12 protein-coding genes are annotated in these 23,319 nt (G+C 72.4%); 5 read left to right on the top strand and 7 right to left on the bottom strand.

Annotation, left to right across the window (positions count from 1 at the left end; all coding sequences use genetic code 11):
* Positions 1-44: 44 nt before the first annotated feature.
* From rplT to infC, 3 genes are all read right to left on the bottom strand, one after another.
* The gene (gene rplT / locus KZJ41_RS15510) at positions 45-431 is read right to left on the bottom strand and encodes a 50S ribosomal protein L20 (RefSeq protein WP_003937964.1); all 387 of its coding nucleotides are present in this window, start codon (positions 429-431) and stop codon (positions 45-47) included.
* A 64-nt stretch (positions 432-495) separates the two neighbouring features.
* Positions 496-690, bottom strand: coding sequence for a 50S ribosomal protein L35 (gene rpmI / locus KZJ41_RS15515; RefSeq protein ID WP_006936506.1), 195 nt, complete (start codon positions 688-690; stop codon positions 496-498).
* Positions 691-779: 89 nt separating this feature from the next.
* On the bottom strand, positions 780-1,439 hold the full coding sequence (infC, locus tag KZJ41_RS15520; protein ID WP_029543898.1) for a translation initiation factor IF-3: 660 nt from the start codon (positions 1,437-1,439) through the stop codon (positions 780-782).
* A gap of 357 nt (positions 1,440-1,796) precedes the next feature.
* On the opposite strand from infC, the gene KZJ41_RS15525 reads away from it, so the two are divergent.
* A complete protein-coding gene (locus KZJ41_RS15525; RefSeq protein WP_006936509.1) occupies positions 1,797-2,150 on the top strand; it encodes a DUF1844 domain-containing protein in 354 nt (117 codons plus the stop codon).
* 22 nt (positions 2,151-2,172) lie between these two features.
* On the opposite strand, the gene KZJ41_RS15530 is transcribed toward KZJ41_RS15525, so the two are convergent.
* Positions 2,173-3,984 carry a pyruvate kinase gene (locus tag KZJ41_RS15530; RefSeq protein ID WP_043799621.1) on the bottom strand — a complete coding sequence of 604 codons (1,812 nt, stop codon included), beginning with the start codon at positions 3,982-3,984 and terminating at the stop codon, positions 2,173-2,175.
* A 117-nt stretch (positions 3,985-4,101) separates the two neighbouring features.
* Here KZJ41_RS15530 and KZJ41_RS15535 point away from each other — a divergent pair, with 117 nt between their 5' ends.
* Entirely contained in the window at positions 4,102-4,818 is a 717-nt protein-coding gene (locus KZJ41_RS15535; RefSeq protein ID WP_065923465.1) for an alpha/beta fold hydrolase, read from the top strand.
* A 12-nt stretch (positions 4,819-4,830) separates the two neighbouring features.
* On the opposite strand, the gene KZJ41_RS15540 is transcribed toward KZJ41_RS15535, so the two are convergent.
* Together KZJ41_RS15540 and uvrA are read right to left on the bottom strand one after the other, a co-directional pair.
* Positions 4,831-5,919, bottom strand: a complete 1,089-nt coding sequence (locus tag KZJ41_RS15540) for a lipase family protein (RefSeq protein ID WP_044475966.1) — start codon at positions 5,917-5,919, stop codon at positions 4,831-4,833.
* Between the two features lie 100 nt (positions 5,920-6,019).
* Positions 6,020-8,953 carry an excinuclease ABC subunit UvrA gene (gene uvrA / locus KZJ41_RS15545; protein WP_065922538.1) on the bottom strand — a complete coding sequence of 978 codons (2,934 nt, stop codon included), beginning with the start codon at positions 8,951-8,953 and terminating at the stop codon, positions 6,020-6,022.
* 173 nt (positions 8,954-9,126) lie between these two features.
* Here uvrA and KZJ41_RS15550 point away from each other — a divergent pair, with 173 nt between their 5' ends.
* On the top strand, positions 9,127-9,816 hold the full coding sequence (locus KZJ41_RS15550) for an MBL fold metallo-hydrolase (RefSeq protein WP_006936519.1): 690 nt from the start codon (positions 9,127-9,129) through the stop codon (positions 9,814-9,816).
* A 134-nt stretch (positions 9,817-9,950) separates the two neighbouring features.
* On the opposite strand, the gene KZJ41_RS15555 is transcribed toward KZJ41_RS15550, so the two are convergent.
* Complete coding sequence (locus tag KZJ41_RS15555; RefSeq protein WP_065922537.1) at positions 9,951-20,510, bottom strand: type I polyketide synthase; 10,560 nt, start codon at positions 20,508-20,510, stop codon at positions 9,951-9,953.
* 514 nt (positions 20,511-21,024) lie between these two features.
* On the opposite strand from KZJ41_RS15555, the gene KZJ41_RS15560 reads away from it, so the two are divergent.
* Together KZJ41_RS15560 and KZJ41_RS15565 are read left to right on the top strand one after the other, a co-directional pair.
* On the top strand, positions 21,025-22,407 hold the full coding sequence (locus KZJ41_RS15560; protein WP_006936525.1) for an aldehyde dehydrogenase family protein: 1,383 nt from the start codon (positions 21,025-21,027) through the stop codon (positions 22,405-22,407).
* 237 nt (positions 22,408-22,644) lie between these two features.
* Positions 22,645-23,145, top strand: coding sequence for a DUF427 domain-containing protein (locus KZJ41_RS15565; protein ID WP_065922536.1), 501 nt, complete (start codon positions 22,645-22,647; stop codon positions 23,143-23,145).
* Positions 23,146-23,319 lie beyond the last annotated feature (174 nt).

A 23,319-nucleotide genomic window follows, 5' to 3' on the forward strand; every position in this document is an offset into this window, starting at 1 on the left:
GTGCTGGTCGGTCGTTCAGCGTCGTCTCGGCGTTCGCGCTGCGCTCAGGCGGCGTCGGCCGGCGCGTTGACGTCGGCGGGCAGCGCGGCCTTGGCCACGGCGACCAGGCCGGCGAACGCCTCGGCGTCGGAGACGGCGAGCTCGGCGAGGATCTTGCGGTCCACCTCGACACCCGCGGCCTTCAGGCCCTGGATGAAGCGGTTGTAGGTGATGTCGTTGGCGCGGGCAGCGGCGTTGATGCGGCTGATCCACAGCTTGCGGAAGTCACCCTTGCGCGCGCGACGGTCGCGGTAGGCGTAGGTCAGCGAGTGGAGCTGCTGTTCCTTGGCCTTGCGGTACAGACGCGAGCGCTGCCCGCGGTAGCCCTTGGAAGCCTCGAGGATCGAACGGCGCTTCTTCTGGGCGTTGACGGCCCTCTTCACGCGTGCCACTGATATGTCCTGTCAATCTCGGGGGGCAGTCGATCGCCCCCGGGGGTCGGTCGGGGAAAGAAGCTCAGATGCCGAGCATGCGCTTGACGCGCGGGGCGTCGACGTCGGAGACGGCGGCCTTGCCGTCGAGGCGACGCGTCACCCGGGAGGACTTGTGCTCGAGCAGGTGGCGGCGGCCGGCCTTCTGGCGCAGGATCTTTCCGCTGCCGGACACCTTGAATCGCTTCGCGGTGCCGCTGTGGGTCTTCGACTTGGGCATGGAGTCCTCAGTTCGTCGGGGATTTACTCGTGTTCGTCCGGCTTGCGCGCAGCGGCCGGCCGGGCGGTGAGCCCGGTCGACCGGCGGAGCTACGCGGTGCCGTCGCCTGCCGCGGGCTTGTCCGCGGCAGGAGCCGGCCTGGCGACGGAGGCCTGGGCGGTCTCCTGCGCCTTGGCGCGGGTCTTGGCGCCCTTGTGCGGGGCCAGGACCATGGTCATGTTCCGACCGTCCTGCTTGGGGGCGGTCTCGATGAAGCCGAGATCGGCGACGTCGGCGCCGAGGCGCTGCAGCAGCCGGAACCCGAGCTCGGGGCGGGACTGCTCGCGGCCGCGGAACATGATCGTCACCTTGACCTTCGACCCCGCCTCGAGGAAGCGCACCACGTTGCGCTTCTTGGTCTCGTAGTCGTGGTCGTCGATCTTCGGCCGGAGCTTCTGCTCCTTGATCACGGTCAGCTGCTGGTTCTTGCGCGACTCGCGCGCCTTCTGGGCAGCCTCGTACTTGAACTTGCCGTAGTCCATGATCTTGCAGACCGGCGGACGGGCGTCAGGGGCCACCTCGACCAGATCGAGATCGGCTTCGAATGCCAGGCGGAGTGCATCTTCAACACGCACGATTCCGACCTGTTCCCCACCCGGTCCGACGAGTCGGACCTCGGGAACTCGGATGCGTTCGTTGATGCGGGTCTCAGCGCTGATGGGGCCTCCTAGGTAGAGCGGTGCGGTCCGGGTGACCGCGCCGCAGCACATGGGGCCGACTTCCGACGAAAAACCCCGCCGACGGTGCTTGCGCACCGGGCGGGGTCCGAATACCGACCGGCCCGACGGACCCCACGACGCGAAGGCCGTGCGCTCTCGTCCCCCGATCACTCGGGGTGCACGCTCCCCGGATACCCCGGTGGGCGGCGGACCGGACCACTGAGCGAAGGTCATGACCAGGTCATGTGCCGCGCAGAGGTGGGAGTCGGACTCCACTTTGCTGCCCACGCGCAGAGCACGCGGACGGTCGTAACTCACAGCTTAGCAAACTTCGGGCCGTCGATCGAATCGCCGGCCGCGGCCCGACCCGCCCCAGCGGCAGCGAGGCGCGGGTGGGATCGTGGACCCATGACCGACACCCCCGATCCGACCGTGGCCGGTGACGTCCGGCACCTGGGCGAGATCCCGGCCGTCGAGGTGATCAGCCGCGCCGCCGTGATGCTCATGAGTTCCGCCGCCGAGAAGCTCGGCCTGGCCGACGAGGATCCCGAGGCCGGCACCCACCGCGACCTGGACGAGGCGCGCCGGGTGATCACCGCCCTCGCCGGGCTGGTCACCGCGTCCGTGGAGTACCTCGGCCCGCACGCCGGGCCGCTGCGCGAGGGGCTGCAGGCGCTGCAGCGGGCCTTCCGGGAGGCGTCGGCCTACCCGGACGAGCCGGGCAAGGGCCCGGGCGAGAAGTACACCGGCCCGGTCTTCTGACCCGGCCTCGGCCACCCCGGTCTCAGCGCAGCGGCACGCCCGGCTCCTCCCAGGCCCGCAGGCGCCGCAGCAGCGAGTCCTTCTTGCGTTGGTGGTCGGCCATCCGGCCCAGCACGTCGTCGAGGAAGCGCACCGCGTGGTCGACGTACGGGCCCTTGTTGAGCATCACGCACTCGGCCCGGCCCGACGCCGCGGCGTCGGTGATCTCCGCGCGCGACGGCCGGCCGGTCCGGGCGAGGGTGTCGAGGACCTGCGTCGCCCAGATCACCGGGACGTGCGCCGCCTCGCACACCCACAGGATCTCCTCCTGCACCTCGGCCAGCCGGCCGTAACCGGCCTCGACGGCGAGGTCGCCGCGCGCGATCATCACGCCGACCCGCGGCGAGTGCAGGGCCGCGAACAGGATGGACGGCAGGTTCTCGAACCCCGCCACCGTCTCCACCTTGAGGATCACCCCGAGCCGCGCGCCGCCGAGTTCGGCGAGCCGGTCCTGCAGGCGCGCGACGTCGGCGGCACTGCGCACGAAGGACAGGCTGACCGCGTCCGCGTGCGCGACCACGAACGGCAACCGGTCCAGGTCCTCGTCGGTGAGCGCCGGCAGCCGCAGCTCGGTGTCGGGCAGGTTGATGCCCTTGGCCGTCCCCAGCCGGGAGCCGCGCAGATCCGCGTCGGTGATGCGGATCCGCAGCCGCCCCGGAGCGGCCTCCTCGACGATCCCCCCGATCCGGCCGTCGTCGAAGAAGATCCGGTGCCCGATCCGGGTGTCCTCGAACACCCGGGGCAGGGTGCAGCCGATGCGGGGCGGGTGGGCGTCGGGGTCGGCGGGCGTGAGGTCCGGATCCAGGATCAGCTCGTCGCCGACGTGCAGGGTGAGCCGCCGTTCGCGCGGCGGGAGGGCCGCGACGGCGGTGGCGTCGCCGTGCGCGGTCAGCCGGGTGCCGGGCACGAGGTAGGCGGTGTCGGTCAGCTCGGTGCGCACGTCACCGGCGGCGGTGCCGGTGACGACCAGCATGCGCTTGGAGCCGCGGGTGTCGCGGAAGGCGATGCGGTCGCCGGGTCGGCGACGGGCCAGCCACAACTCGTCGGTGACGGGGACGACGACCTCGCCCGCGGCGGCCGCGGGGCCCGGGCGGGTGAGCCGCACCTGGACGGGTGCGACGGTGCGGCCGAGCGCGTCCCGTTCGGGTTTGGCGTGCACGACCGCGGGACCGGGCGCGACGGGGCCCGTGCGCAGCTTCGGGCCGGCGAGGTCCATGGTGACGGCGACGTGCCGGCCGTGGGCCCGTTCGGCGCGGCGCACGTGGTCGATCATGGCGGCCCACGCGTCCGGGCCGTCGTGCGCGCAGTTGATCCGGACGAGTTCGGCGCCGGCGCCGACGATCCGGTGGACGAGTTCGGCGTCGGTGGCCGCCTCGCTCGGCAGCGTCACCATGATGCGGGTCCGGCGGCCGCCGTGGACGGGACCGAGCAGTGCGGTGGCGTGGCGTTCGAGCAGGCGCTCGCCGGTGACGAAATCGACCGGACAGGGCCGGGCATCGATCTCGGGCAGGTCGGCGAGGCTGCCCACGGCCCGGCGCACCGCGTCGACGGAGGCCAGCACGTGGGCCTCGGCGCGCCCCAGGGACGAGAGCCCCCACGCGGCGAGGTCGGACTGCAGGTCGCGGATGTCCCGGCGCCGCAGGGCGACGTAGTGCGCCAGGTTCTCCGCGCCGGGCCGGTGAGCGGGGTGGGCCTGGGCCCAGCGCTCGTCGGCGTCCGCGGCGGCGACGAGCCCGTCCCGCAGCTCGTCGAGCGCGGCGGCGAGGGCCGCGAGGTCGCCGTGCGCACCGGTCATGCGCCCACCGTAGGGGCGCGGAGTTTCGCGGGGTTTGCGCCCGGTTGAACAATGTCGTTCCGGCAACGACCGTGTCGGTGACCCGCACCGTCGCCTGCATCCCCGAGGATGGGTGTCGTGGGCGCACACGTGATCCTCGTTCCCGGATTCTGGCTCGGCGCATGGGCATGGGAGGCCGTCGCCGAGGACCTGCGGGCGCGGGGGCACAGGGTCGACGCCCTGACTCTGCCCGGGCTCGGGTCCGTCCGGACCGACCGCTCCGGCATCACCCTCGACGACCACGTCGGTGCCGTCGTGGATGCGGTGGCGGGCGGTGCGATCGTCGTCGCGCACAGCGGCGCCGGCCCGGTCGCGTACGCGGCGTCGGACCGGGTCCCGACGGACGTGGCCCGCCTGCTGTACGTCGACTCCGGTCCGCTGCCGGATGCCGCTGCACTGCGACCGGATCTCGATGCCGCCGTGGCGGAGATCCCGCTACCGCCGTGGGCGGAGCTCGAAGCCGACGGCAACAGCCTGCACGGGCTCGACGACGCTGCGCTGCAGCGGTTCCGGGAGCGGGCGGTGCCGCATCCGGCCGGTCCGGCGCGGACTCCGCTCGCCCTGCACGACGACGCCCGCCTGAGGGTGCCGACCACCGTCGTGTGCAGCAGCTTCCCGTCCGGGGCGATCCCGCGGATGGCGCAGTCGGGGCATCCGGTGGCGTCCGAGCTCGGCCGGTTGACCGACGTGGAGTACGTCGACCTGCCGACCGGTCACTGGCCGATGTGGTCCCGTCCCGCCGATCTCGCGGCGGCGATCGATACGGCGACGATCGATACGGCGGGGCGCCGCTGACGCGGTCGCTCGCTACCGGCCCGCGGCGAACAGGTCCTCAACGAACGCTGTGACGTCGTCCAGGGACGCCCGCATCGTCTCCAGGTGGCCGACGGGATACGACCGGAACACGAACCGCTCCCCGGCCGCGGTCAGGTCGGCGACGAGCTTGAACGTGAACGGCGCCGGGGTGACGGTGTCCGTCAGGCCCTGGCCGAGGAACAGTGGACGGTCGTAGCCGCGGGTGGGGATCTCGAGCATGTCGCGGGCGGCCCGGACCAGGGCCGGATCGTCGGTGCGTCGCGCCAGCAGGTCGCCGATCGACAGATCCCCGACCTCGGCCGCCGCCTCCTGGTAGCACAGGTCCTCGAGCCGGGCGAGGACCTCGCGGCCCCGCGGGCTGAGGAAGCGGTCGACGTCGACGTCGGGGCGGGTCGCGCGCATCCCGGCCAGCAGGTAGGCGATGAACACGGTGGTGCCGGTCAGCGGCAGCGGCGGAAGGCGCGGGTCACCGAACGGCACGAGGTGCTCGATGTTCGACGGCACGCCCAGCGCGACGGCGCCGCGGTAGTCGAGCTCGGGTGCGTACCGGGTCGCGAGGGAGGCCGCGACCATCGCGGCTTGACCGCCCTGCGACTGGCCGAGTGCGACCCAGCGGGACCCGAGGGACGGTTCCACCGCCCGCGCGGCGCGCACCATGTCGATCAGGGCGTGGGCCTCCGACGGCCCGTCGAGGTAGGCGTGGAGGCCGGGGGTGCCGAGACCGGGGTAGTCGGTGGCGACGACCGCGTATCCCTGGGCGAGCCAGTGCGCCAGGTATCCGTTGTCGATGCGGCCGTCGACGGTGGGGGCGCACCGGTCCGCGATTCCGACCGCGCCGTGTCCCCACGACACCACCGGCCAGCCGCCGGTGGGCGCGGCGCCCGACGGCACGAAGACCGCGCCGGTGCTCAGGGCCGGCACCCCGCGCGGTCCGGTGGTGCGGTAGGTGAGCACCGACGCGGCGGACGCACCCGGCAGCCACCACTGCCGCGGCAACGGATCGACCCGGACGACGGTGCCCGGCGGGTCCGCCTCGCTGCCTGCGGGCCGGGCCGCCGCAACCCCGGCCGTGAGCAGCATCGCCGTCACGAGCGCGGCGACGATCCCGCGGACACGACCACCGGAGAACGTCCGTGCCACCCCATCCCCCTTCGCGGTCCGCGGCGCGTCGGCGCCGAGGTCAGCTCGCGGCCGCCACCTTCCGCGGCGCGCGCTTGCGCGCCGGCTTGCGGGCGGGCGCGGGCTCCTGGGCGACGGACTCGGCGAGCGCCTCGCGCAGGAACGTGCCGGTGTAGCTGCCCTCGACCGTCGCGACGTCCTCGGGCGTGCCCTGCGCGACGACGGTGCCGCCGCCGGAGCCCCCTTCGGGGCCCATGTCGATGATCCAGTCCGCCGTCTTGATCACGTCGAGATTGTGTTCGATCACGATCACCGTGTTGCCCTTGTCGACGAGCCCGTTGATCACGCCGAGCAGCTTGCGGATGTCCTCGAAGTGCAGACCGGTGGTCGGCTCGTCCAGCACGTACACGGTGCGGCCCGTCGACCGCTTCTGCAGCTCCGCGGCGAGCTTGACGCGCTGCGCCTCGCCCCCCGAAAGGGTCGGGGCCGGCTGGCCCAGGCGCACGTATCCGAGGCCGACGTCGACAAGGGTGCGCAGGTAGCGGTGGATCGAGGTGACCGGCTCGAAGAACTCGGCGGCCTCCTCGATGGGCATGTCCAGCACCTCGGCGATGGTCTTGCCCTTGTAGTGCACCTCGAGGGTCTCGCGGTTGTAGCGGGCCCCGTGGCACACCTCGCACGGCACGTACACGTCGGGCAGGAAGTTCATCTCGATCTTGAGCGTGCCGTCACCCGAGCAGGCCTCGCATCGGCCGCCCTTGACGTTGAACGAGAACCGGCCCGGCTGATAGCCGCGCACCTTCGCCTCGGTGGTCGCGGCGAACAGGGTGCGGATCTTGTCGAACACGCCCGTGTAGGTGGCCGGATTCGACCGCGGGGTACGGCCGATCGGCGACTGGTCCACCTGCACGAGCTTGTCGAGCTGGTCGAGCCCGTTGACGCGGGTGTGCCGGCCGGGCACCTGCCGCGCGCCGTTGAGCTTGTTGGCCATGACCGTCGCGAGAATGTCGTTGACTAGGGTCGACTTGCCGGATCCGGAGACACCGGTGATGGAGGTGAGCACGCCGAGCGGGAAGGCCACGTCGATGCCGCGCAGGTTGTTCTCGCGGGCGCCGACGACGGTGACCTGACGCTTGCGGTCCACCGGCCGGCGCTGCTCCGGCACCTCGATCCGCTGACGTCCGGACAGGTACGCGCCGGTGAGCGACTCGGTGCACTCGAGCAGTTCCTTGTAGGGGCCGGTGTGCACGACGCGACCGCCGTGCTCGCCGGCGTACGGCCCGATGTCGACGACCCAGTCCGACGCGCGGATGGTGTCCTCGTCGTGCTCGACGACGATCAGGGTGTTGCCGAGATCACGCAGCCGCGTGAGGGTTTCGATGAGCCGGCGGTTGTCGCGCTGGTGCAGGCCGATGGACGGCTCGTCCAGGACGTACAGGACACCGACCAGGCCCGAGCCGATCTGGGTGGCGAGACGGATGCGCTGTGCCTCCCCGCCGGACAGGGTGCCGGCCGCGCGGGACAGGGTGAGGTATTCGAGTCCCACGTCGAGCAGGAACCCGAGACGCGCCTGGATCTCCTTGAGCACCTGCCCTGCGATGGCCTCCTCCCGCGCCCCGAGGGTCAGGGCGTTCAGGAACTCGGCGCACTCGGCGATGGACAGGTCGGAGACCTCGGCGATGGACTTGTGTCCGTGCTCGCCCGCGGCGATCGTCACCGCGAGGATCTCCGGACGCAGCCGCGCGCCCTCGCACGTGGGGCACGGGATCTCCCGCATGTACCCGTCGTAGCGTTCCTTCATCTGCTCGGACTCGGTCTGTTCGAGCCGGCGGTGCAGGAACGGCATCACGCCCTCGAACTCGGCGTAGTACGACCGTGTCCGGCCGTACCGGTTCTTGTAGCGGACGTGGACCTGTTCCGGGCTGCCCTCGAGGATGGCCTTGCGGGCCTTGGCCGGCAGCTTGTTCCACGGGGTGGACATCTCGAAGCCCATGATGTCGGCGAGCCCGGACAGCAGCCGGGTGAAGTACTCGGAGGTCTGCCCCATCGACCAGGGCGCGATCGCACCGTCCTCGAGGCTGAGTTCCGGGTCCGGCACGACGAGCTCCGGGTCGACCTCCTTGCGGATGCCGAGGCCGGTGCATTCGGGGCAGGCGCCGTACGGGGAGTTGAACGAGAAGGACCGGGGTTCGAGTTCGTCGATGGACAGGGGGTGCCCGTTCGGGCAGGCGAGCGTCTCGGAGAAGCGACGCTCGCGGTCGGCGGCGTTCTCGTCCCGGTCCACGAAGTCGAGGACGACGATGCCCTCCGCCAGGCGCAGCGCGGTCTCGATCGAATCGGTGAGCCGCTGCTTGGCGCTCGCCTTGACCGCGAGGCGGTCGACGACCACCTCGATGTCGTGTTTCTCCTGCTTCTTCAGCTTCGGCGGATCGGTGAGGGGATAGACCACTCCGTCGACCCGCACGCGGGCGTACCCCTGCACGGTCAGCTGCTCGAACAGGTCGACGAATTCCCCCTTGCGGGTGCGCACGACCGGGGCGAGCACCTGGAACCGGGTGCCCTGCTCCATGTCGAGGACCTGGTCGACGATCTGCTGCGGCGTCTGCCGGGCGATCTGCTCCCCGCACTGCGGGCAGTGCGCCGTGCCTGCGCGGGCGTAGAGCAGGCGCAGATAGTCGTAGACCTCGGTGATGGTGCCCACCGTCGAGCGCGGGTTCCGGTTGGTGGACTTCTGGTCGATGGACACCGCCGGCGACAGGCCCTCGATGAAGTCGACGTCGGGTTTGTCCATCTGGCCGAGGAACTGGCGCGCGTAGGCGGACAGCGACTCGACGTAACGGCGCTGCCCCTCGGCGAAGATCGTGTCGAACGCCAGGCTCGACTTGCCCGACCCGGACAGGCCGGTGAAGACGATCAGGCTGTCACGCGGCAGGTCCAGGTCGATCCCCCGCAGGTTGTGCTCCCGCGCGCCACGCACGATCAGGCGATCCGCCACGCCACGTCCCTCCTCGTCGGATCCCCTGGACGGTCGGATCCGGTCGCATCTCGATTCACCGACGTCACGTCGCGCAACTCGGCCCTGGACCATGGTAGGCGCGCCCACCGACACGTTCCGGTTCCCGACCGCCGCGCACGCGGGCGACGGGCCTCGGCGGTAACGTGCCTCACATGTCGCAGCAGCCCTTGGTCATCGACGACGACTACACCGGCGAGGTCACCCCCGGCGGTCCCGCGCAGCGCCGCACCGTGCCCGGCGCGACCATCGTCAAGCTGTCCGTCGGACCCATGGACAACAACACGTACCTGGTCACGGATTCCGCCACCGGCAGATCTGTGTTCCTCGATGCAGCGAACGAGCCGGAGTTGCTGACCCGGTTCCTCGCCGAGCACGCCCCGAAACTCGAGCTGATCGTCACGACCCACCAGCACTGGGACCACTGGCAGGGCCTCGAGGCGGTCGCGGCGTCGACCGGGGTTCCCACGGCGGCGCACCCGCTCGACGCCGAGCAGCTCCCGGTCACGCCCGATCGGTTGCTCATGGAAGGCGACACCGTCGCCGTCGGCGAGCTCGGTCTCGAGGTGATCCACCTGTCCGGGCACACCCCCGGCTCGATCGCGCTGGTCCTCACCGAGGCCGGCACCGGACGGCACCACATCTTCACCGGTGACTCCCTCTTCCCCGGCGGCCTGGGCAAGACCGCGGACGCCGAGAAGTTCACCTCGCTGTACGACGACGTCGACACCAAGCTCTTCGGCCGCTTCGGTGACGACACGGTGATCTACCCCGGCCACGGCAAGGACACCACCCTCGGCGCCGAGCGCCCGCACCTCGCGGAGTGGCGCGAGCGCGGCTGGTGACCGGGTGGGCTGCGGGAGGCCGCCGTTCTCACGCGGCGCGTTCGCGCAGCTGCGACGGCGGCAGCTCGATGGCCGGGGCCGGTGTCCACTGCGCAGACCGCATCCCGGCGGTCACCGGGAGATTGCTCGTCGGCTCACAGACCCCGGTCGATGATGTCGAGGATCTCGTCACCGGTCGCGGCGTGAATCCTGTCCACCGTGTCGGCGCGGCCCCGCTCGGCTCCCGCGAGGTCGGCGAGCAGGGCTTCGAGCCGCTGCGCGACCGCCGCGCGTGCCTCGTCGTCGGCACCGAGGTCGGCGACGACCGCCTGCAGGCGGTCGATCCCGGCGACGGCCACCGACACCGGGTCCGGGACCAGCTCCGCGCGCAGGAACTCGGCGACGGCCCGGGGGCTGGGGTGATCGAACACCACCGTCGGCGGTAACCGCAGACCGGTCGCGGCACCGAGATGGTTGCGCAAGGCCACTGCCGCGAGCGAGTCGAAGCCGAGTTCCTTGAACGCCTGGTCGGGATCGACCGAGTCCGACGCGTCGTGGCCGAGGACTGCGGCAGCTCCGGCTCGCACCAGCTCCAGCACGAGGTGCCGCTGTTCGGGCACCGACCGGTCCGTGAGCCGCTGCGCCCACTCCAACGGCCCTGATCCGTTCGGTCCGGACAACGCCGACCCCGAGCCGGCCGCGCGCGGCCGCGCTTGCCGCACCAGTCCCCGCAGCGGAGCGGGAACGGACGTCGCGGCCGCACCGGGGTGCTCGAACCGAGCCCCTACCACGGCGGAGAGGTCGGACGCCAGGGCGCTGTCGAACAGGTCCAGGCCGTCGGCCTCGCTCATCGGAACCAGTCCGCTACGGCGGGCCCGGGCGAGATCCACCGCGCCGAGCCTGCCGGTCATGGCGCTCGGCGGTGCCCACATGCCCCACGCGATCGAGACCGCGGGCCGGCCGTGGGCTCGCCGATGCTGGGCGAGGGCGTCGAGGAACCGGTTCGCCGCCGCGTAGTTCCCCTGCCCGGGCGCGCCGAGCACACCGGCGAGCGACGAGAACAGCACGAAGGCGTGGACCCCGGCGGTCAGCCGGTGCAGGTGCCAGGCCGCGTCGACTTTCGGCCGCAGCACCGCGTCGAGCCGGTCGGGGGTGAGCGAGGTGAGGGTGGCGTCGTCGAGGACTCCGGCCGCGTGGATCACCGCGGTCAGGGGGTGCTCGGCGGGGATCCGGGCCAGCAGACCGGCCAGTGCCGCCGCGTCGGCGGTGTCGCAGGCGACGATGCGCACCTCGGCGCCCGCATTGCGCAGTTCGCGGCGTAGCCGGTCGCTTCCGTCGGCGTCGGGTCCGCGTCGGCTGGTCAGCACCAGATGCCGCGCCCCGTGCGTGCTGACGAGATGGCGCGCCACCGACCCTCCCACGGTGCCGGTGCCGCCGGTGACGAGCACGGTGCCGCGGGGGTCGAACAGCGGACCGGATCGCTGCACGGCCGGTATGCGCCGCAGGCGGGGCACGAGCACGGCCCGGCCCCGGACCGCGACCTGCGGTTCCCCGCTGGCCAGGGCCGACGTGATCGCCGTGTCGACGTCCGTCTCCCGGTCGAGGTCGAGCAGCACGAACCGCCCGGGGTTCTCGTTCTGCGCGGAGCCCACCAGACCCCACACGGCGGCGGCCGCGAGGTCGATGTCGACCCCTTCGCCCTCCTCGCCGGTGGCCGTCGCGTTGCGGGTGACGACCACCAGCACACTGTCGGCGAACTCGGCGTCGTCGAGCCAGTCCTGCAGCAGTCGCAGCGTCCGGGCGCACAGGTGGTGGGTCGCCTCCGGGCCCGGGTCGCCGTCGGTGCCGCACCCCACCAGCACCGTCCAGGGCCGCCCGTCGTCGGGCGTGGCTGCCCTCGCGGTGCGCAGCGCCGCCGCGTCGGGACAGCGCGACAAGCTCGATTCCAGATCCGCGGCGCCGAGTACCACCATCGGGCCGGGCGGCGGCTCGGACGGGAGGTCGTCGATTCGGGTCCATGCCAGGCGGTGCAGTCGCCGCGCGCCGGACGGGCCCGCGCCGTCCCCGTCGCCCGTCCGGGGCACCACGTGCAGCGCCTCGACGGTCAGCACCGGCGCGCCGTCGGCATCGGTGGCGTCGACGCGGTACCGCCCGTCCTCGCCCGTCGCGCACCGCACCGACACCGCCTGCGCACCGGTGCGGTGCAGCCGGGTTCCCGACCAGGTCAGCGGCCAGTCGTCCGGCCCGAAGACGGGGTCGAGCGCCGCCTGCAGCAGTTGCGGATGGATCCCGAAGCCGCTCGGGTCGACGCCGTCGTCGAGGCGCACCTCGGTCGTGGTGTCGCCCGGGAGCCGGTCCGGCTGCGCGGCGAGCACGTCGTCGACGGTCGCCGACGCGTTCCGCACCCAGGGGCCGTCGGCCGGTCCCATGTTCGACGAGACGGTGACGGTGCGCGCGCCGTCCTCATCGGCCGGTGACACGAGCACCCGGATCGGCAGCGACCCCGCGGCCGGCAGGCCCAGCGCGTGGTGCAGCGTGAGAGCGGCGATGCGGTCGCACCCGACGTGGTGGGCGGCGTGCAGGGTCAGCTCGACCAGGACGGCCGGTACCAGGGTCTGCGGAGCGTCGGTCGGCGGATCGCCGGGCTGCGGCGCCGCGAGCGACGAATCCCGGTGCCGGGACAGCGCTCCGGTGAACACGGTGGTGTCGTCGTCGAGGGTCACGGCCGCGCCGAGCAGCGGATGGTCCGCCGGGCTCAACCCCAACTCCGTCGGATCACCGCTGGTGCGTGCGGGCGCCGACGGCCAGAAGGAGCGACGCCGGAAGGCGTACGTGGGCAGGTCCACCCGGCGGCGGCCGGGCAGTACCCGATCCCAGTCGATCGCCAGGCCCTGCACGGACGCAGCGGCGACCGCCTCGACGAAGCCCCGTGCGTCGTCCCCGCGCCCGGGCAACGTGGCGATCGGGTGCGGGACGACCTCGGCGGCGTGAGCGGCCAGGGCCGCGCCGGGTCCGATCTCGACGCAGCGGGAGACGCCGAGTTCGGCGAGGGTGCGCATGCCGTCGTGGAAGCGCACGGCTCGGCGGATGTGCCGGCGCCAGTACTGCGGCGACGTCAGTTCCTCGGCCGTGGCGACGCGCCCGGTGAGAGTGGAGACGACGGGGATCGTCGGCGGCTGCGCCGCCGGCCGCGACACGACGGTGGTGAACTCGTCGAGGACGGGGTCCATCAGCGCCGAATGGAACGCGCGTTCGACCTGCAGCGTGGTGACCGCGATTCCCGCGGTGGACAGTTCGGCGGCGACGGCGTGCACGTCGGCTGCAGCTCCCGCGAGCACCACGGATTCGGCGCCGTTCACCGCGGCAAGGTCGACTCGGCCGTCGATCCGCGACCGGACGTCCTCCGGGTGGGCCCGGACGGCGATCATCGCCCCGGGGGCGGTGGCCTGCATCAGCCGTCCGCGCGCGGCCACCAGGGCGGCGGCGTCGGGCAGGCTGAACACGCCCGCGACGTGGGCCGCGGTGAGTTCTCCGATCGAATGTCCGATCAGGTAGTCGGGGGTGAGGCCCCATTCCCGCAGTAGTCGGTAAAGGGCGACCTCGACGGCGAACAGGGCCGGCTGGGTGTACTCGGTGCGGTCGAGTCTCGCGGCGGCTTCGTCCGCGTCGCCCCAGATCACCTGCCGTATCGGGGTGTCGACGTGCTCGTCGAGGGCGGCGCAGGTCTCGTCCAGGGCCCGGGCGAACACCGGGTAGGTGTCGTAGAGGCCGCGGCCCATTCCGATCCGCTGCGCGCCCTGGCCGGTGAACATGAATGCCGTCCTCCCGCGGGCGCTCGTCCCGGCGACGGCGTTGCCGCCTGCGCGTCCCTCGGCGAGGCGGGCCAGGCCGTCGCGTAGGTCGGCGAGCGTCTCGCCGGTCACGGCGGCGCGGTGCGTGAAGCCGGACCGGGTGGTGGCCAGCGAATAGGCGAGATCGGCCGGATCCGGCGGGGCCCCCGTGTCGAGGGCGTCCCTGTCGAGGACGTCCGTCAGCCGGGCGGCCTGCGCGCGCAGCGCCTCGTCGGTCTTGGCGGAGAGCACCCACACCAGGGGCGACGCCGACCGCGGCGGGGCCGCCGGTGCGGCGACGTCGGGCGGCTCCTCGAGGATCATGTGGGCGTTGGTGCCGCTGATGCCGAACGAGGAGACGCCGGCGCGGCGGGGGCGCCCGGTCTGCGGCCATGCCACCGCCTCGGCCAGCAGCGCGACCTCGCCGGAGGTCCAGTCGACGTGCCGGGTCGGGGCGTCGCTGTGCAGGCTCGGCGGCAGCACACCGTGTCGCATCGCCATCACCATCTTGATCACGCCGGCCACCCCGGCCGCCGCCTGGGAGTGGCCGATGTTCGACTTGACCGACCCCAGCCACAGCGGCCGGCCGTCGCGTTGCTGCCCGTAGGTGGCCAGCAACGCCTGGGCTTCGATCGGGTCGCCGAGTGTCGTGCCGGTGCCGTGGGCCTCCACCGCGTCGATGTCGGCGGGGTCGAGGGCAGCGTCGGCCAGCGCCTGCCGGATCACCCGTTCCTGCGACGGACCGTTCGGGGCGGTCAGGCCATTCGAAGCGCCGTCCTGATTGACCGCGGAGCCGCGGATCAGTGCCAGCACCCGGTGGCCGTGGCGCTGGGCGTCGCTCAGCCGCTCGAGCACGACCATGCCCGCGCCCTCGCTGAGCCCGGTGCCGTCCGCTCGATCGGAGAACGGTTTGCACCGCCCGTCCGGGGCGAGTCCGCGCTGGCGGCTGAATTCGATCAGCACGCCGGGGGTCGCCATCACCGTCGCCCCACCGGCCAGCGCGAGGGTGCATTCGCCGTCGCGCAGGGCCCGCGCCGCCAGGTGCAGCGCCACCAAGGACGACGAACACGCCGTGTCGACGGTGACCGCGGGACCGGTGAAGCCGAGCGAGTAGGCGATCCGCCCGGAGGCCACGCTGTTGCTGGTGCCCGTCATGAGGTAGCCCTCGGCGTCGGTGCTCCGCCGGGTCATGAGGTGGAATCCGTAGTCGCCGCCCATCATTCCGACGTACACGCCGGTGTCGGTGAGCCCGGGCGAGTTCGGCGGGATTCCCGCGTATTCCAGTGCTTCCCAGGCGCTTTCGAGCAGCAGTCGGTGCTGCGGATCCATCGCGACGGCCTCGCGGGGGCTGATCCCGAAGAACGCGGCGTCGAACCGGTCGGCGTCGTAGAGGAATCCGCCGGCCCGCATGTAGGTCGTGCCGCTGCGCTCGGGATCCGGGTGGTACACCTCGTCGAGGTTCCAGCCGCGGTTGTCGGGGTACGCGCCCACCGCGTCGCGGCCGTCGCGGACGAGGCGCCACAGCTCGTCCGGGCATGAGACCTGGCCGGGGTATCGGCAGGCCATCCCCACGATCGCGATCGGGTCGTCGTCGTGGCGCCGGCGCGCCGTGCGGGTCGGTTGCGGGGCGTCCTCGGGGCCGAGCAGCCGTGCCGCGATCTCGCGGGCGAGCGCGTCCGCGGTGGGGTGGTCGAACACCACCGTCGCGGCCAGCCGCACCCCGGTGGCCGTCGTCAGCTGGTTGCGTAGCTGCACCGCGGTGAGCGAGTCGAAGCCGAGTTGCTTGAAGGCCCGTTCCGGATCGATGGCCTCCTTCCCGTCGTGGCCGAGTACCGCCGCGACGTGCGTGGTGACGATTTCGAGGACCCGGGCGTGCCGCTCGGCGGGGTCGAGCGCCCGCAGTTCGTCGGCGAGGCCGGGGGCCGACGGGGCGGCCGCGGCGCGCCGACGGGACGTGCCGAGCACTCGGCGCAGGATCGGGGGGAGGGCCTCGCCGTCGGAGCGGCGGGCGGGCGCCGAGAGCCGTATCGGCACCGTCAACGGACGGTTCGCGGCGAGCGCCGCATCGAACAGGGCCAGCCCCGCTTCGGGGGTGAGGGTGTCTATGCCGGTGCGCTGGAGCCGATCCAGATCGGCCGCATTCAGATGGGAGGTCATCCCGCTGGGGCGGTCCCACAGTCCCCAGGCCAGGGACAGTCCCGGCAGTCCCTCGGCGCGGCGGTGCTGCGCGAGCGCGTCGAGGAAGACGTTGGCCGCCGCGTAGTTCGCCTGGCCGGCGCCGCCGAGCACACCCGCCGCGGAGGAGAACAGCACGAACGCCGCGAGACCGCGATCGCGGGTGAGCTCGTGCAGATGCCACGCACCGTCCACCTTGGGGCGCAGGACGGCGTGCAACTGGTCCGGAGTCAAGGTGGCGGCGGTGGCGTCGTCGAGCACCCCGGCGGCGTGGACGACACCCGACAGGTCGGGGACGGCGTCGAGCAGGGCCGCCACCGCGGCTCGATCGGCCACGTCGCAGGTCACGGCGCGGATCTCGGCGCCCGCCTCGGCGAACTCGGCGCGCAGGTCCGTCGCCCGCTCGCCGCGGACCGCGTGTCGGCCGGTCAGCACGAGCCGGCGCACCCCGTACCGCCGCACGAGGTGACGGGCGACGAGCCGGCCGATGGTTCCGGTGCCGCCGGTGACGACGACGGTGCCGTCGGGGCCGAACGGCACCGGATCCGCGGCTGCGTCGGTGGCGGTCGGCACCGCCGCGAGCACGGGCGCGAGGAGTGTCCCGGCGCGGACCGCCAGTTGTGGTTCGTCGCAGGCCAGGGCCGCGGACAGCACGGTGGGATCGGGCAGGTCACCGGGCGGCCGGTCCAGGTCCACCAGGGTGATCCGGTCCGGGTGTTCGTTCTGCACGGCACCGATCAGCCCCCACACGGGCGCGGCGCCGACGTCGATCGGTTCGTCGTCGGTGACCGCCACGGCGCGGCGCGTCGTCACCAGCAGTCGGGTCTCGGCGAGCCGCTCGTCGGCGAGCCAGGCCTGTACCGCCCGCAACGCCGCCTCCGCGGCGGCGTGCGCGCGCGTCGGCACGTCGGATTCGTCGTCCGGTTCCCCGGCCAGCAGCAGGGTGCGGCCGGCGGGATCGCCGCCGGTGAGTGCCTCCCCGAGCGCGGCGAGGTCCGCCGTCGGGGCCGCGCCGGCCTCGACCGGGATCCATTCCACGCGGTAGAGGCCGGTGCCGGTCGTGGCGGCCGGCGCCCGCGGACCTGCGAACGGCCGCAGCGCCAGCGAGCGCGCGGTCAGCACGGGCTTGCCGGCGGTGTCGTACGCGGCCACCCGGTACCGTTCGGGTCCGGCCGGGGCGATGTGTACGCGCAGGGCGGTGGCACCCACGGCGTGCAGTTGCACGTCGTCCCATGCGAACGGCAGTCGCAGGTCGCGGGCGCCGGCCTCGGCGGCGGCGAACGCGATCAGGTGCAGCGCCGCGTCGAACACCGCCGGATGGATCCCGTACCCGGCGACCGCCGCGGCGGGGTCCTCTCCCCCCAGGCGCACCTCTCCGTACAGGTCGTCACCGCGGCGCCACGCCGCGCGCAGGCCCCGGAAGACCGTCCCGTACCCGTATCCGGTCTCGTCGAGCGCGTCGTACAGACCGCTCACGTCGATCGGCGTCGCATCGGCCGGGGGCCACTGCCGGATCGGAACCTGCGCGGTGTGCACCGCGCCCGTGAGTGTGCCGACGGCGTGCCGGGTCCACGGTGTCTGCGCCGGGGCGTCCGCCGGGCGGGAGTGCACCGACACCGTGCGGTGCCCGGCGTCGTCGGCGGTGAGGACGGCGACCTGCACCGCGAGCTCCCCACCGGTGGGAACCGTCGCGGGCGTCTCGAGGGTGAGTTCCGCGAGGCGGCTGCAGCCGGCGCGATGCCCGGCGTGCAAGGCGAGTTCGACGAACGCCGTGCCGGGCAGCACCACGGTGCCGTCCACGGCGTGCTCGTTCAGCCACGGCAGTCGGTGCGGCGACAGCACGCCCGTGAACACCGCGCCGCGACCGTCGCCGAGTTCGACCGAGGCGGCGAGCATCGGGTGGTCCCCGGCATCCATGCCGGCTGCGGCGGCATCACGTTGCGGCGCGCCCCCGTCGAGCCAGTAGCGGCGATGCTGGAAGGCATACGTGGGCAGGTCCACCCACGGCCGGTGACCGGCGCGGCGAGCCCACCCGACCCGGTCCCACTCGATGTGCGCCCCGGACACGTGTGCCTCGGCGAGGGCGGTGGTGAACTGGCGCAGGCCTGCCCGGTCGCGCCGGAGGGTGCCGAGGGCGCGACCCGCGATGCCGGCCGCGTCCAGGGTCTCCTGCAGCGGCACGGTCAGGACCGGATGGCTCCCCGACTCGACGAACAGCCGATACCCGTCGCGGGCCAGAGATCTCGTCGCGTCCTCGAAGCGCACCGGCCGGCGCAGGTTCCGGTACCAGTAGTCGGCGTCGAGTGCGGTGCCGTCCATCATGTCCCCGCTCACCGTCGAGTAGAACGGGATCCGCGAACGCTGCGGGGTGATCGGGGCGAGAGCGTCGAGAATGGGCCTGCGCAGCACCGAGACGTCCGCGCAGTGGGAGGCGTAGTCGACGGTGATGCGCCGGGCCTGGACACCGTCGGCCTGCCACCGCGCGACCAGTACCTCGAGGGCGTCGCCGGGGCCGGACACGACCGTGGCGGCCGGACCGTTGATCGCCGCCACCTCGACGGTCCCGGCCCAGGGTTCGATCTGCTGCCGCACCGCGTCCGCCGGCAGACCCACCGACGCCATGCCACCGCCGCGCCGGGCCGATTCCGTGATCACCCGGCTGCGGGCCGCGACGACGAGCGCCGCGTCGGGCAGGGTCAGCGCGCCGGCGACGTGGGCGGCGGCGATCTCGCCCTGCGAGTGCCCGACCACGGCCGCCGGTTCGACGCCGTGTGCGTGCCACAGCCGCGCAAGACCGACCATCACCGCGAACAGCGCGGGTTGCACGACGTCGGCCCGGTCCAGGGCCGCCGGATCGCGGTCGCGGAGCACGTCGAGCAGCGCGAACCCGGTGTGCGGGGCCAGGGCGTCGGCGCACTCGCGCAGGCTGTCGGCGAACACCGGGGAGGACTCCAGCAGTTCGGTGGCCATGCCCACCCACTGCGCGCCCTGCCCGGGAAAGACGAACACCGGCCGGTCGCCCGCCTCGACCGCCACGCCGGTGATCACACCGGGGTCGGGGGCGCCTCGGCCGAGCGCGTCGAGACCGGACAGCAGGGTCGTCCGGTCGGTACCGAGCACGGCGGCACGGTGGTCGAAGGTCGCGCGGGAGGTCAGCAGCGGGCCGGCCACCTGGGCGGGTGTCAGCTCGGGGTGGTCGGCGACGTAGTCCCGCAGCCTGTGGGCCTGCGCGCGCAGCGCCGGTTCGGTGTGGCCCGACACGAACCAGGCCACGACGTCGTCCGATCCGTCGATCCCGTCGGTGGGCGCAGCGTCCGGCGGTGGGGCCGGCCGCTCCAGCACGACGTGGGCGTTCGTGCCGCTGATGCCGAACGAGGAGACCGCCGCCCGGCGGGGCCGGTCGGTCGCCGGCCATTCCCGGTTCTCGGTGAGCAGGGACACCGATCCGGCGGACCAGTCGACGTGGGGGGTGGGGCGGTCGACGTGCAGCGTTCTCGGCAGCACACCGTGCCGCATCGCCATGATCATCTTGATCACTCCGGCCACTCCGGCGGCTGCCTGGGTGTGCCCGAGGTTCGACTTCACCGAGCCGAGCCACAACGGCCGGTCGGGGGGCCGATCGCGGCCATAGCCGGCCAGCAGGGCGGACGCCTCGATGGGATCGCCCAGCGTGGTGCCGGTGCCGTGGGCTTCGACCGCGTCGACGTCGGCCGGGCCGAGTCCGGCGTCGGTCAGGGCCTGCCGGATCACCCGTTCCTGGGCCTGCTTGCTCGGGGCGGTCAGGCCGTTGCTGGCGCCGTCCTGGTTCACCGCGCTGCCGCGGACGACGGCGAGGATCCGGCGGTCGTTGCGCTCGGCGTCGGACAGGCGTTCCAGCGCGAGGATCGCGGCGCCTTCGCCCCACGCCGTACCGTCGGCCGCGGCGGAGAACGCCTTACAGCGCCCGTCGTGGGCCAGTCCACGCTGCCGGCTGAACTCGACGAACACCGCGGGCGTCGACATGACGGTCGCCCCGCCGGCCAGGGCGAGTTCGCACTCGCCGTTGCGCAGTGCCTGCATGGCGAGGTGGACGGACACCAGGGACGACGAGCATGCCGTGTCGACGGTGATCGCGGGTCCGTTCAGTCCGAAGCTGTATGCGACACGGCCGGAGGCGACACTCATGGCGGTGCCGGTGATGAAGTAGCCCGCGAGTTCCTCGGGCGGGGCGCCGCCCGCCCGTGCCGAGTAGTCGATTCCGGACAGACCGGTGAAGACGCCGATCTGCCTGCCGTGCACGGACCGCGGATCGATGCCGGCGTGCTCGAAGGTCTCCCAGCTCGTCTCGAGCAGGAGTCGCTGCTGCGGGTCCATCGCCAGTGCTTCGCGAGGCGAGATTCCGAAGACCTCCGGGTCGAAACCCGCTGCATCGTCGAGAAAGCTACCTTGCACCGTGTACGTCCTGCCGGCCTGCCGGCCCGTCGGATCGTAGAGATCCGCCGCTTCCCAACCCCGGTCCGTGGGGAACCCGGAGACGGTCTCCGAACCGGATTCCACCAGGTGCCACAGATCCTGTGGGGAGCGGACGCCGCCGGGGAACCGGCACCCCATCCCGACGACGGCGATCGGTTCGCGACTCACCCCCTCGACCTCGCGGAGCTTCTCCCGGGCCTGATAGAGCTCTGCGGTCACCCGTTTCAGATAGTCGAGGAGTTTCGCGTCATCGGCCATAATCGAGCTCCAATCCGAGAGCCGTCGTGCCAGCGCCGAGAACTCGATGGTATCCGCCGCCCCCACCCGGACACAGCGATCTGCTCGTGCGATCGTGACCGGTGCGTCGTGCGAGACGACTGTGGGCACGCCTCGGACGCATACCGTCCGGAGCGCTCGGCGACCTCCGAGGCCTTCCGATCGAGTTGCCCGTCGGGCTCCTGCCGTGCACTGAACACGTAATCGGCCGACACGTATCCGCAGGCACCAGCGGGTCCTAGACTGTGGCGATGGGCATCGCTCCGGATGTCGGGGCACCGCGTCGGCGCGGCACCGCCCGATTCGGTGCCACCCGCCGCCGCGGGCTCGGGCCACCGTCCGGGTGCCGCTTGCGCCGGCGCATCCCCACGACCCGCGCCCGAGGCCCTGTCGTCGACGACCTCGCCCCGGCCCCCGTGCCGCCGTCCGCCCATTCGCCGTTCCGCCGCGACAGGCCGACCGCACATCCACTCTCGACTTCCGCCTGGAGGACCACATGACCGTCACATCCACCGACACATCGACCGAACTCCTGACCCGACTGCGGAAGGCCTACGCGACCGGACGCACGCGCGATGCCGGATGGCGCATCCGCCAGCTCCGCGGCATCGAGAAACTCGCCGACGAGCGCGAAGCCGAGATTGCGGCCGCCCTGCAGGAGGACCTGGGCCGAAACGCGGTCGAAGCCTGGCTCGGCGACGTCGCTTCCACCCGGGCCGAAGCCGCCTACGCCCGCAAGCGGGTCCGGCGATGGATGCTTCCTCGACCGAAGTCCTTGTCGATCAACCAGTTTCCCGCACTCGGCTGGGTGCAGTACGAGCCGATGGGAGTGGTCCTGATCATCGCACCGTGGAACTACCCGGTGTATCTGACGCTCGGTCCGCTCGTCGCGGCAGTGGCCGCCGGAAACTGTGCCGTGATCAAACCGTCGGAGCTGGCCCCCGCCACGTCCGCGCTGCTCGCCCGGCTGATTCCGCAGTACCTCGACCCGGAGGCCGTCGTGGTCGCCGAAGGCGATGCCGAGCTCACCCAGAGCCTGCTCGCGCAGGGATTCGATCTCGCCCTGTACACCGGCGGCACCGAGGTGGGCCGCAAGATCATGGCCGCCGCCGCCCCGCAGCTCACGCCGGTGATCCTCGAACTCGGTGGCAAGTCTCCGGTCATCGTCGCCGAGGACGCCGATCTCGAGGTCACCGCGCGGCGCATCGCCTGGATCAAACTCCTCAACTCCGGACAGAGCTGCATCGCGCCCGACTACGTACTGGTCGAGCGGTCCGTCCGCGACGGGCTCGTCGACAAGATCGTCGACACGATCGCCCTGTTCCGCAGCGAGGAACCGCAGCCGGGGATGCGGGTGGTCAACCACCGTCACTTCGATCGGCTCGAGGCGTATCTGGAGTCCACAACCGGACGCATCGTCACCGGCGGCAGGTGCGATCGTGACACTCTCACCGTCGAACCGACCGCGATCGTCGATCCGGCACCCGACGACCCGGTCATGACGGACGAGATCTTCGGGCCCATCCTGCCGATCCTCACCGTCGACTCGGTCGACGCAGCCCTCGACTTCATCGGTGCCCGCCCCAAACCCCTTGCAGCGTACGTGTTCTCCAAATCCCTGAACACCCAGAAGAAGATCACGCAGCGAATCAGCGCGGGTGGCGTGGTGGTCAACCACGTCGGCATGCACGTCCTCGCCCCACAACTGCCGTTCGGTGGCGTGGGCGCCAGCGGAATGGGGGCGTACCACGGGCGCTACGGTTTCGAGGCGCTCAGTCACCGCAAGGCGGTGCTCGTCAAGCCGTTCCGCCCGGATCCGGCGATGAACTACCCGCCCTACACCCAAGCTGCGCTGAAGATCATGCGGCGCCTGTTCTGAGCGGTCCACCGACACCGTCGGGAGTGGAGGGCACCGGCACGGCCGAGGAGGGATCGGCCGGTAGCGTAGTGGACGGCCTCGACGACTCGGAACCGACGAGCCGCGCATTGCTGCGGTCCTGACTCGTCGCCCACGGACGCAGGGGCCGCAACTCGGTTACCCGGCACCCTCGGTCCCGACAGCCCCGGCCCCGCGGTCGTGCCCGTACCCTGGGGAGGTGACCACGAGGAGGTCGCCGTGACAACCCGTCCGAGACCCGTCGAACCTGCCGCCGGGCAGGAGTCGGTGTGGGACTACCCGCGCCCGCCCCGCGTGGAGACCTTCACCGGCTCGATCACCGTGGAACGGGGCGGCCGGACCATCGCGTCGAGCACGCGCGCCTGGCGGGTACTGGAGACCAGCCATCCGCCGACCTACTACCTTCCCGCCGACGCCTTCGCCGAAGGGGTGCTTCGGGAGACGCCGGGCTCGTCGTGGTGCGAGTGGAAGGGCAGGGCGAGCTACTACGACTTGGTGACCGACTCGCGGGTCGCGCCGAAAGCGGCATGGACCTACCGTGATCCCACCCCCGCCTTCCGCGCGATCGCCGGGGCCGTCGCGGTGATGGCCGCCCAGGTCGACCGGTGCACCGTCGACGGCGAGGAGGTCGTCCCGCAACCCGGCGGGTTCTACGGCGGCTGGATCACCAGCTCGGTCGTCGGCCCGTTCAAGGGAATCCCCGGATCGGCGGGCTGGTAACCGCTCCGCAGTACGTCGACGCCGATGCGTACCTGCGGGCGAGCGCGAGCATAGACTGGGTCCATGGGCATCGTTTCCGATGTCGATACGCACCGCGTCGGTACAGGGCACTCCCGCTGCGCGGTGGTCGAGTCCAGCTTTCCTTCCGGCACGAGCTTCGAGAGTTCACCCGGG

This window comes from Rhodococcus sp. 11-3 (genome assembly GCF_023704055.1).
GTDB classification, from domain to species: domain Bacteria; phylum Actinomycetota; class Actinomycetes; order Mycobacteriales; family Mycobacteriaceae; genus Rhodococcus; species Rhodococcus aetherivorans.